The sequence below is a fragment of the Nonomuraea longispora genome (assembly GCF_004348345.1).
In the GTDB taxonomy this organism is placed as follows: Bacteria; Actinomycetota; Actinomycetes; order Streptosporangiales; family Streptosporangiaceae; genus Nonomuraea; species Nonomuraea longispora.
In genome coordinates, this window is the sequence record NZ_SMJZ01000251.1 from 1 (window position 1) to 11224 (window position 11224).

The 11224-nt window shown below is 72.8% G+C and carries 8 protein-coding genes; 2 read left to right on the plus strand and 6 right to left on the minus strand.

Annotated elements, in window-relative coordinates:
- The 6 genes from E1267_RS39150 to E1267_RS39175 all read right to left on the minus strand — a co-directional run.
- Positions 1 to 1832, minus strand: a 1832-nt coding sequence (locus E1267_RS39150) for a dipeptide ABC transporter ATP-binding protein (protein WP_132340610.1), incomplete at its 3' end; no start/stop codon positions are given.
- Positions 1829 to 2737 carry an ABC transporter permease gene (locus E1267_RS39155; protein ID WP_132340612.1) on the minus strand — a complete coding sequence of 303 codons (909 nt, stop codon included), beginning with the start codon at positions 2735 to 2737 and terminating at the stop codon, positions 1829 to 1831. The genes E1267_RS39155 and E1267_RS39150, both read right to left, overlap by 4 nt.
- On the minus strand, positions 2734 to 3720 hold the full coding sequence (locus E1267_RS39160; RefSeq protein ID WP_132340614.1) for an ABC transporter permease: 987 nt from the start codon (positions 3718 to 3720) through the stop codon (positions 2734 to 2736). The genes E1267_RS39155 and E1267_RS39160 overlap by 4 nt, the downstream gene beginning before the upstream one ends.
- Positions 3721 to 3788: 68 nt before the next feature.
- Positions 3789 to 6140, minus strand: coding sequence for an AAA family ATPase (locus E1267_RS39165; protein WP_132340616.1), 2352 nt, complete (start codon positions 6138 to 6140; stop codon positions 3789 to 3791).
- 64 nt (positions 6141 to 6204) lie between these two features.
- Positions 6205 to 7008: a haloalkane dehalogenase gene (locus E1267_RS39170; protein WP_246064552.1), complete on the minus strand. Its 804-nt coding sequence runs from the start codon at positions 7006 to 7008 to the stop codon at positions 6205 to 6207.
- Positions 6900 to 8633, minus strand: coding sequence for a tetratricopeptide repeat protein (locus tag E1267_RS39175; RefSeq protein ID WP_132340618.1), 1734 nt, complete (start codon positions 8631 to 8633; stop codon positions 6900 to 6902). Before E1267_RS39175 ends, E1267_RS39170 begins: the two co-directional genes overlap by 109 nt.
- 258 nt (positions 8634 to 8891) lie before the next feature.
- On the opposite strand from E1267_RS39175, the gene E1267_RS39180 reads away from it, so the two are divergent.
- Positions 8892 to 10421: an MFS transporter gene (locus tag E1267_RS39180; RefSeq protein ID WP_132340620.1), complete on the plus strand. Its 1530-nt coding sequence runs from the start codon at positions 8892 to 8894 to the stop codon at positions 10419 to 10421.
- A 35-nt stretch (positions 10422 to 10456) separates the two neighbouring features.
- On the plus strand, positions 10457 to 11173 hold the full coding sequence (locus E1267_RS39185; protein WP_165960047.1) for a DoxX family protein: 717 nt from the start codon (positions 10457 to 10459) through the stop codon (positions 11171 to 11173).
- Positions 11174 to 11224: the final 51 nt, after the last annotated feature.

Below are 11224 nucleotides of genomic sequence, written 5' to 3' on the forward strand. Positions count from 1 at the left end.
CCTTCGAGCAGGACCCGGTCGCGCGCCCGCTCGCGCACCGGATCGGGCAGCGGGATCGCCGACAACAACGCCTGCGTGTACGGATGCGCCGGAGCCTCGTAGACGGCGTCCGCCTGCCCGATCTCGGCGATCCGGCCGAGGTACATCACGGCCACCCGGTCGGCGATGTGGCGCACCACGGCCAGGTCGTGCGCCACGAACAGGTAGGACAGGCCGAGCCTGGCCCTCAGCGAGCCGAGCAGGTTGATCACCCCGGCCTGGATCGACACGTCGAGGGCCGAAACCGGCTCGTCCAGCACGAGCAGCCGGGGCTCCAGCGCGAGCGCGCGGGCGACGGCGATGCGCTGCCGCTGCCCGCCGGAGAAGTCCTGCGGGTAGCGGGCGGCGTGGGAGGGGTCGAGCCCGACCAGCGAGAGCAGCTCGCCGACCCGGCGTCCTGGAGGCCGCCCGTGGGTGCGCAGCGGCTCGGCCAGGATGTCGTGCACCGTCATGCGCGGGTCGAGCGAGGCCAGCGGATCCTGGAAGACCACCTGCATCTCGCGGCGGATCTCGGTGCGCCGGGCGGCGTCGAGCCGCGCGGTGTCGTGGCCGAGCACGGTGATGACGCCCGCCTGGGGCGCCGCCAGTTCGAGGATCTGCGTCAGCGTGGTGGTCTTGCCGCTGCCCGACTCGCCGACCAGCCCCAGCGTCTCACCCTCGCGCAGGTCGAAGCCGACCCCGGCCACCGCGTGCACGGTGCCCACCCTGCGCCTGAACAGCGATCCCTTGAACAGCGGATAGTCCTTGACCAGACCGCGCACCTCCAGCACCGCGCGCGTCGCGCGCCGCGGCGCCGGCCGCGCGGAGCCGGGGGCCCCGGACGCGTCCGCGTCGTACGGGGCCACCTCCTTCCAGCGGATGCACGCGGCGTGGTGCCCGTCGCCCACCTCGAACAGCGGCGGCTCGTCCCGCTCGCACGCGTCGATCCGCATCGGGCAGCGCGGCGCGAACGGGCACCCGGGCGGCAGCGCGCCCGGCGACGGCGGGCTGCCCTCGATCGGCGTCAGCGGCCGCCCGCCCCCGTCGACGCGCGGGATCGAGCCGAGCAGCCCCGCCGTGTACGGCATCCGCGTGCGGTAGTAGACGTCGTCCACGCCGCCCACCTCGACCGGGCGGCCGGCGTACATGACCAGCACCCGGTCGGCGAAGCCGGCCACCACCCCGAGATCGTGGGTGATCATGATGATGGCGGCGCCGGTCTTCCGCTGCACCTTCTTCAGCACCTCCAGCACCTGCGCCTGGACGGTCACGTCGAGCGCGGTGGTCGGCTCGTCGCAGATGATCACGTCAGGGTCGTTGGCGATGGCCATCGCGATCATCACGCGCTGCCGCATCCCGCCGGAGAACTCGTGCGGGAAGGCCAGCGCCCGCTCCGAGGGCTGCGGGATGCCGACGAGGTCGAGCAGCTGCACGGCCTTGACCAGGGCCGCCTCCTTGCCGACCCGCTGGTGCACGCGTACGGCCTCCGCGATCTGGTCGCCGACCCGGTAGACGGGCGTCAGCGCCGACAGCGGGTCCTGGAACACCATCGACATGGCCTTGCCGCGGTAGGAGGTCAGCTCCCGCGCGGGGGCGCCGATCAGCTCCCTGCCGTGCAGGCGTACGGACCCGGTGACGCGCGCGCCCTGGGGCAGCAGCCCCATGACGGCGGCCGAGGTGACCGACTTGCCCGACCCCGACTCGCCGACGATGCCGAGGACCTCGCCGCGGCGTACGGAACAGCTCAGCTCGCGCACGGCGGGCACGCCGCCGAACGACACACTGAGGTCGCGCACGTCGAGCACCGGTCTCATCGCGGCCTCGCGGACGAGGGGTCGAACGCGTCACGCAGGGCGTCGCCGACGAGGTTGACCGCGAGCACGGTGACCACCAGCAGCCCCGCGGCGAACCAGAACGTCCACGGCGCGTAGACGGCCGTGCGCGAGCCGTCCGCGATCAGCGTCCCGAGCGACACGTCGGGCGGCTGGATGCCGAACCCGAAGTACGACAGCGAGGTCTCGGTGAGGATCGCGGTGCTGACGTTGAGCGTGGCGTCCACGATGAGCAGGGACGACAGGTTGGGGATCACATGGCGGAAGATGATGCGTACGGGCGGCACGCCCATGTAGCGGGCGGCCTGGATGAACTCCCGCTCCTTCGTCGAGATCGTCATGCCCCGCACGACCTTCGAGGTCACCATCCACAGGAACAGCGCCAGCGTGATCACGAACAGCGGCCACCGGCCCGCCCCGAACAGCGGCGACATGATCGCCAGGACCAGGAACGCGGGCAGCACGAGCAGCAGGTCGCTCACCCAGGTCACCGTCCGGTCGGTCCACCCGAGGAAATAGCCCGCGAACGCCCCCGCCACGGCCGCCAGCGCCGTGGACACCAGCGCCGCGAGCAGCCCCACGATCAGCGACTTCTGCATGCCGCGCAGCGTCACCGCGAAGACGTCGGCGCCCGTCTGGAGCGTTCCGAACCAGTGGCCGGGCGACGGCGGCCGCAGGAACGCGGTGAAGTCCTTGTCGAGGTAGCTCCACGGGCTGACCAGCGGCCCCGCGAAGGCCAGCAGGAACATCAGCGCGAGCACCGCGAAGCCGAGCCGCCCCTGCCCCGAACGGAAGAAACGCCCGGCGATCAGGCGTGCCCTGGACGGCGGTCGGGTGAGGACGTCCGCGCGCAGCTCCTCGGCCAGCTCCTCCTCGGACAGCGTCATCGCGCCCGCACCCGAGGGTCGAGCGCGGCGTGCAGCAGGTCGGCGGCCAGCGAGGCGCACAACACGGCGACGGCCGCCAGCAGCGAGACGGCGGCGACGGTGTTGACGTCGTTGCGGACGATCGAGTTGATCAGCTGCTCGCCCAGGCCGTGCCAGCCGAAGATCTTCTCCGTGAACGTGGCCCCCGTCAGCAGTGTCCCGAACGTGAACGCGAAGTAGGTCGCCACGGGGATCAGCGCGGTCCGCAGCGCGTGGCGGACGAGCGCACTGCCCCTGCTCAGCCCTTTGGCCATGGCGGTGCGTACGTAGTCGGCGCCCAGCACGTCGAGCATCATGTTGCGCTGGTAGCGGCTGAAGACGGCGATGAGCCCCACCGACAGCGAGACGGTCGGCAGGATCAGGTGCTGCAGCCGGTCGAGCGTGTGGCCCCAGAACCCGGTGTCGAGCCCGTCGCTGTGCTCGCCGCTCACCAGGAACACCTGGCGGCCGAAGACGTGCTCATTGGCCCACGTGGCCGCCAGGATCAGGATGTTGGCCAGCACGACCACGGGCACGGCGAGCACCACGAACGACAGGCCGGTCGAGAGGCGGTCGAACCAGCCGTACTGCCGGGCCGCGGCCAGCGCGCCCGCCAGCACGCCGAGCAGGCTCCCGCACACCAGCCCCAGCACGACCAGCCGGAAGGTCACGCCCATGCGGCGCTTGAGATCGGCGTTGACCGGCGTGCCGTCGACGGACCTGCCGAAGTCGCCGTGCAGCACACCCGCCGCCCACGTGGCGTAACGCTGCAGCAGGGGTGTCCGGTCGTTGAGGTTGAGCGCGCTCAACTGGGCGTCGACCACGGCGGCCGGCGGTTTCGGCGTGCGGTCGGCGTAGTTGGAACGGGGGTCGAGGGCCGTGGCCGCCAGAAGGTAGGCGAGGCTGGCGGCCACCACGACGAGCACGGCGTAGTTGAGCAACCTGCGGGCCAGGAACCCCGCCATCGCTCCCCCTTTGACGCCGAGCCACCCATCGTGCTCATCTTGCTACACCGGGTGAGCGTCGTGGTGGATTACCGGCCGGAAAGTTCGTCCACGGCGGTGCGGACGTCCTCGCTCGTGATCGTCGTCAGGTCGGCGGAGCTGGCCGAGCCGCCCCGCGCGGCGTGCGCGGCCAGCCGTACGTCGCGGCGCATGGCGGCGCGCTCGAACAGGGACCTGGCGAAGCGGCCGTTGCCGAGCCCGTCGATCAGCCGCTCCTCGCACACCCAGGCGAACACCTCGTCGAGCCGGCGCAGCGCCTCCTCGTCGAACGAGTCGCCCGAGCGCTCCGCGAGCAGCACCGCGATCTCGGACAGCTCGGAGGGGGAGTAGCTGGGGAAGGCCACCCGCTGGTTGAACCGGCTGGCCAGGCCGGGGTTGGTGGCCAGGAAGGAGTCCATCTCGCGCTGGTAGCCGGCCAGCACGATCACGAGCCGGTCGCGGTCGTCCTCGGCGCGCTTGAGCAGGGTCTGCACGGCCTCGGCGCCGAAGGCGTCGCCGCCCTGGTAGCCGGGGTTGACCAGGCTGTAGGCCTCGTCGATGAAGAGCACGCCGCCGAGCGCGCGGTCGACCAGCTCGTTGGTCTTGATCGCGGTGGCGCCGAGGTGCTGGCCGACCAGGTCGGCCCGGTGCGCCTCGACGACGTCGGGTTTGGCCAGCAGGCCGAGCGCGGCGAACACCCGGCCGAGCACCCTGGCGACCGTGGTCTTGCCCGTGCCGGGCGGGCCGGCGAACACGAAGTGCCGCATCTGGGGCGGGGTGGGCAGCCCGCGCTCCTGCCGCATCCTGGCCACCTGGAGCTGGGCGGCGATCGCGTGCACCTGCCGTTTGACCGGTTCGAGGCCGGCCATCCTGTCGAGGTCGGCCAGCGCCTCCTCCAGCGTGGGCGTGGCCACGTAGCCGCGGAAGCGCGAGGTCAGCTCCTCGAACGCCTTGGCGACGTCGGGCGTGGTGGTGGTGACGAGGTCGTGCGTGGTCGGCGTCCCGCCCGCGCCCACCACCCGTACGTCGCGGGCCTGCGCGGCGGCCTCCACCAGGCTGCGCGCGAACCTGGCGTTGCCCAGCTCGTCGATCAGGCCGCGCCGGTGCACGTCGTCGAACAGGCCGAGCAGCACCCGCTTGGCGTCGTCGCCCATCGTGTCGCCCCTGCGCTTCTGCAGCAGCTCGGTGACCTCGACGAGCTCGGCGGGAGAGTAGCCGGGGAAGCGTACGCGCGTGGCGAACCTGCTGGCCAGGCCGGGGTTGCTGGACAGGAACGAGCCCATCTCCTGCTCGTAGCCGGCCAGGATGATGATCAGCCGCTCGCGGTCGTCCTCGGCCCGCTTGAGCAGCGTCTGCACGGCCTCGGCGCCGAACCTGTCGGGCTGCCCGTCGGAGGAGTTGACCAGCCCGTACGCCTCGTCGATGAAGAGCACGCCGCCGAGCGCGCGGTCGACCAGCTCGTTGGTCTTGATCGCGGTGGCGCCCAGGAACTCGCCCACCAGGTCGGCCCGCTGCGCCTCGACGACGTAGGGGGTCTCCAGCAGGCCGAACGCGTAGAAGATCTTGGCCAGCGCGCGAGCCACGCTGGTCTTTCCGGTGCCGGGCGGGCCGGCGAAGACGAAGTGCCTGGTGGGCCGGCCGGTGGTGTAGCCGGCCTCGGCCCGCAGCCTGGACGCCTCGATGGAGGCGGCGATCGAGCGCACCTGCTCCTTGACCGGCGCCAGGCCGACCATGCTCTCCAGCTCGCCCAGCGCCTCCTCGACGGAGATCTGCGGCGGCGCGGCGGATCGGTCCTGCGCGGACTCGGGCCTGCCCTCGCGCACCCTGACGCGGACCTGCTGCTCCTCGGCCGCCGCGCGCTCGGCCTTGGCCCTGCGGGCCAGCACGAAACGCTGGATCAGCACCGCGAGGGCGGCGGCGTACGCGGCCCAGACGGAGACGTTCTCCGAGGCGAAGGAGAGCGGGACGGCGAGCAGGCCGGCGGGGGCGAGCGCCATCAGTGTCGTCACCCACGGCGTCACCCAGCGGATCAGGTGGGCGGCGGCCGCCACGGGCAGCGCCAGCCCGACCATGAGGTGCACCGAGCCCGAGCCGGGCGGGAACAGCCCGGAGAAGAGCGGCAGCGCCAGCACGACCCAGCCCGCGGCCACCAGCGAGGTGGCGGCGGCGCGGGGGAAGCGCATGGTGAGGGCCACGAACGCGAGCGCGAGAAGGACGAGCGGGAAGGTGCCCAGCAGGTCCCATCCGAGTGCGGCGCCCACGCCCATGGCGGCGACCAGCACGACCACGTAGAGCACCCGGCGCGCGGCGGGGGGAATCTGGTAGTAGCGCTGCCGCACCTTCTCGAACAGATCCCGTGCCGCGGCCCGCCCCGCCGCCTGGGCCCTGTCGGACTCACGCATCACGCCTCCCCGGTCCGCCCCCGGTTATACCGCACCGGACGGGCGATTGGGCGGTCCTGACACGCTAGGTGGAGGTCACGAAAGAGGCGATGTGGCGGCCGAGTTCGGCCCCCGCGTCCTCCTGGAGGAAGTGCCCGGCGCCCTCGATCACGGGATGCCGCAGGCCGGAGGCGCCGGAGATCGATTTGAGCAGAATGGGCGCCATGCCGCCGGTGATCGGATCGCCGTCCGAGAACGCCACCAGGAACGGCCGGTCGAGCGTGGTGAGAACCTGCCAGGCAGCGCGGTTGGCCGGCGCGGCGGGGTCGTCGGGCGTGGTCGGCACGAGGCCGGGCATGGCCCGCGGGCCCGCTTTGTACTCCTCTCCGGGGAACGGCGCGTCGTAGGCCGCGCGGACCTCGTCGGGCAGCCGCGTCCTGCAGCCCGCCTGCCCGAGCCTGGCGATGTCCAGGACCGGGGCCTTGAGCACGGTGTTCCTGAACTGGTGCCACACCTCGGGCAGGGGAATGTCACCGGTCGGCAAGCCCGTGTTCGCCGCCACGATCCTGGCGATCCGCCCGGGATGTTCGGCGGCGATGCGCAACCCGATGAGCCCGCCCCAGTCCTGCCCGACGACGGTGACGCCGTTCAGGCCGAGCGCGTCGAACAGCAGGGCGCGCGTCCACTCCACATGCCGGGCGTAGGTGTGGGCGGCGGGGTCGGCGGGCTTGTCGGAGCGGCCGAACCAGACGAGGTCCGCGGCGACCGCGCGCGGCCCGATCAGGCGCGGCGCTGGTGGCGGCCGGGGAACTCGCCGAGGAACACCTGCTTGGGCGTGATGCGCAGGACGTCCGAGTCGGCCTGGGCGATGCCGCGCACCTCCACCCAGAAGCGCCGCTGCAACGGGTCCGTGGCGAACACCGCCACCCTGGGGTCGGCCTCGATGGCGTCCCAGGCCTCCGTCTCGGCGATCAGCCGCAGCTCGCCCGACGACGTGACGGACGCCACCGCGCCCGCGACCCGGGGGCCGAGGGGGTCGGCGTACGACAGGACGATGCCGCGGGCGTACGAGAAGGTCCGGCGTGCCTCCGGGCCGAGCGGGACGGACGGCTCGGCGCCCATGGGCAGGTCGCACATGAGCAGGGAGGACCGCCACGGGCCCGCGCCGCCACGCCACCACGCCCGCGCCGCGCGGGCCAGGAACACCGCCATCGCCACGGCCAGCGCGCCGAGCCCGGTCCGCCAGGCCCAGGCCGACCCGAGCAGCCCGCCCGCCGCGCTCGCCACGGCGGACACCACCACGAGCGCGGTCGCGGCGAGCAGCCACCCGTCCCCCCGGTGCCGGGCGCGCAGGTAACCGCGCACCATCGGGTACGGCACCGCGACCGCCGCCAGGGCGGCCCGCGGCTCCACGGCCAGGGCCCCGCCGAGCAGCGGAACGAGCACCGTCCACGTCCTGCCGAGCAGGATCCAGAGCGTCACGCCGGTGTTCCGCCTGGCGGTGCGCTCGCTCTCCTGGACGCGCGCCGACTCGGCCAGCGCCCGCAGCGGGCGTCCCCGCCAGGCCTCCGCCAGAGCGCGTACGCCGGCCAGCGCCGGCCAGCCCAGCACCGCGATGCCCGCCAGACCGGCCCAGACGGGGTCGAACGCGGCCGGCAACGCCGGCACGGCCGCCAGCAGCAGCCAGGCGGCGAACGCCGCCACCGACACCGCCGCCGACACCAGGTGGGCGCCGAGCCAGGGGTCGAGGCGGAGCATCGGCCGCACATATCGCCACAGTCCGACTCTCCTGGCCTGCCTGACCGTGAGCGGCACCAGCACGGCCGGCACGGCGAAGCCGGCGAGCTCGGCCTGCGCGCCCCAGCCTGTCAACGCGGCCGCGGCGATCACGACCGTGGCCACGGCGACCAGCAGACGGGCCTGGCGGGACCAGACCTCCAGGGCACGCCTCGCCCTGGAGGTGTCCCGCGGGTTCACCGGCCATGCGGGGTCGTGGTGCGGGCGGGGCCGGTCCCAGCGCAGCAGCGACAGGCCGAGGTTCACGCGGGCCTGCGGATGACCGGGCTCGGTGGCGAGCGCGGCGCGGTAGGACCGCTCCGCGGCGGCGTGGTCACCGCGCAGCAGGGCCAGGTCGCCCAGCATGACCTCGGGGCCGGCCTCCTCGGGCGCGAACTTGGCCGCCAGGGCGGCGTGCTCGACCGCGTCCCCCCAGCGGCCGGGCACGCGGCGAAGGATCGAGGCCAGGCGCAGGCGGGCCGGCCAGGAGCCGCGGGCCAGCTCGACGGCTCGCTCCGCGGCCGGCGCGGCGTCGGCGTCGCGGCCCAGCCGCTCGTGGGCGAGGCTGATGAGCCGGTGCGCCCACTCCGCTGAGGGGTCCAGGTCGGCGGCCCGGCGGGCGGCGTCGAGGGCGGAGTCGGGGCGGCCGGCGTTCAGCCTGGCCAGGGCCTCGGCGCACCACTCGCGAGAGGACCGGTCGGGTGAATCGCCTTGCCTGCCACGTAGATCGGTCCCCACGATCCCATGATCGCTTTGCGAGCGATCGTTGGATAGATACCGACATATGGCTGTATCTCTCTAGAGAGGTTCGTGTGTGACCCTGGATCAGTCGATACCGCTATGACAAGTGCCTGACATGGCCTAAGCTGCCACGCAAGCCGGAGCGGAGGAGCCTGGCGCGAGGCCTCGGGAGCAGCGAGCGCCGAGCCGTGGTCCCACGCGCCGACCTGAGAGCACGTGCGGGCCCTGGACACGGATCGGCCTGCAAGGAGGCCCATGACCGTCACACAGGCCGCACCTTTCGTGCGGACTGCGAACAGCAAGCACCGGGACCACCGCTGGTCCATCCTCGTGCTCCTGTGCCTGAGCCTGCTGCTGATCACGGTCGACGCCACGGTCCTGCACATCGCGGTGCCCGCGCTCACCGCGGGGCTCGAACCCTCCGCCGTGCAGCTGCTGTGGATCATCGACATCTACTCGCTGGTGGTCGCGCCGCTGCTGATCATGTTCGGCACACTCGGCGACAAGTACGGCCGCAAACGCATGGTCCTGTGCGGCTTCGCGCTGTTCGGCCTGGCCTCGGCCGGCGCGGCGTTCGCCCCGACACCGCTGACCCTCATCCTGGCCAGGGCGCTGCTCGGCGTCGGCGGCGCGATGATCATGCCGGCCACGCTCTCGCTGATCCGGCAGGTGTTCACCGACCGGCGCGAGCGGGCCATCGCGCTGGGCGTGTGGAGCGCGGTCGCCGCCGCGGGCGCGGCCGTCGGGCCCCTCATCGGCGGCGTGCTCGTCGGCATCTGGTGGGGCGCGGTCTTCCTCGTCAACGTGCCGATCCTGCTGGTGCTGCTGCCTGCCGCCGTCAGGCTGCTGCCCGAGTCGCGCGAGCGCAGGGACCGGCCCTGGGACGCGGTCAGCGCCGTGCTCTCGGTGCTCGGCATCCTCGCGCTGGCGTTCGGGCTGAAGGAGGCGGGGTCGGGCAGTTTGATGCCGCTGTGGGCGTCCGTACTCGTGTTCCTGGCCGGGCTCGGGCTGCTGGCCGCCTTCGTACGGCGGCAGACGCGGCTGCCCGTGCCGCTGCTGGAGATCGGGTTGTTCCGGCGGCGTGAGTTCGCCACCGGGGTCGCGGGAGTGCTGCTCGGCGTGTTCGCGCTGGTCGGGCTCCAGCTCATGCTCGCCCAATACCTCCAGCTCGTGCTCGGCGACAGCCCGCTGCGCGCCGCCGTCCGGATGTTGCCGCTGGTCGTCTCCGCCGTCACCGGCGGGCTCGCCGCCGCCCACATCCTGCCGAGGATCGGCATGCGGGCCACGATGAGCGGCGGTCTCGGCCTCGTGGCGCTGGCGCTGACGCCCACGCTCAGCTGGGGCGTGGAAGGTCATCCCGTGATGCTGGCGATCTGCTTCGTCGGCATCGGCTTCGGGGTGCAGGTGGCGCTGCTGGCCGCCTCCGACACGATCATGTCGTCGGCCACCGAGGCGCAGGCGGGTGGGGCCGCGGCCATTGAGGAGACCGCCTACGAGCTCGGGGCCGGGCTGGGCGTGGCGGTGCTCGGCACGATCACCGCGATCGTGTACGCCCCCGGGCTGCCCGCCGTGCCGGGGGTGTCCGCGGGCGGAATGGACAAGGCCAGGCAGTCGCTCGCCTCGGCCGCGCACGTCGCGGACGAGATCGGCGGCAGAGCGGGCGTCGCGCTGCTCGACGCCGCCCGGTGGGCCTTCGTCAACGCCCTGCACACGACCGTCGTCGTGAGCGTCGTTCTGCTGAGCCTGACCGCCGTCGCGGTGGCCACGTTGCTCAGCCGTGATTGAGGTGTGCCATGTCCCGATCAGGGCAGACAATAACCGTGAAACAGGCCCTTCGCGATCTTGCCGCTTTAGTCGCCCGCATCGGTGTGGGCGGCATCTTCTTCGCCAACGGCTGGGCCAAGCTGGAAGACGGGCTGAAGATCACCGGTGAGAAGTTCCTCGAACAGGGCGCCCCCGCGCCCGGAGCCTGGGCCACGATCACGATGCTCGCCGAGCTCATCGGCGGCGCACTGCTGATCGCCGGGCTGGCGGTCTCGGTCACCGGGCTGATCCTCTTCGCCGAGGCGCTCGCCGTCTTCCTGGTCGCGCCGCCGCTCAACCCCATCAGCCTGAACGAGCTGATCCTTCTCGGCGCGGCGTCACTGCTGCTGGCCGTGGTGGGGGCGGGGCGGATCTCGGTGGACCACATGGTGGTGATCCGTCGGCGCGAGTCGGAGGCGGCCGACGAGTTCGCCGCCGACAGGGAGGCGGACAACGTCATCGCCTCCCTACGCGAACCCGACACCTTTCCCAAGCCCGACAAATCAGACCAGCCTGACAGAGTGGACAAGTCGGACAAGACCAGTAAGGCCGGCAAATCCGAACCCGCTCCTGAGACGCCGGCCACGGAGGACACGGCGCCGCACCCGCGCCCGCGCTCCCAGAGCGGGGAGCCGAAGAGCGGCGACGACCCCGCGCCGGCGCCGGGCGACACGCTGGTCGCCGGCCGGAAGAAGCCCCCGGCCCGCAACCGCCGCACCACCACCTCCGACTGAGCGCTCCAGCTCGGGCAGGGCGGTCGGGCAGGGCGGTCAGGAGGGGGCGGT

Excerpts from the sequence above, each read along its gene's own strand:
- E1267_RS39155 (WP_132340612.1), bottom strand. The coding sequence starts at position 2,737 with ATGACGCTGTCCGAGGAGGAGCTGGCCGAGGAGCTGCGCGCGGACGTC.
- E1267_RS39165 (WP_132340616.1), bottom strand. The coding sequence starts at position 6,140 with ATGCGTGAGTCCGACAGGGCCCAGGCGGCGGGGCGGGCCGCGGCACGG.
- E1267_RS39180 (WP_132340620.1), top strand. The coding sequence starts at position 8,892 with ATGACCGTCACACAGGCCGCACCTTTCGTGCGGACTGCGAACAGCAAG.
- E1267_RS39160 (WP_132340614.1), bottom strand. The coding sequence starts at position 3,720 with ATGGCGGGGTTCCTGGCCCGCAGGTTGCTCAACTACGCCGTGCTCGTC.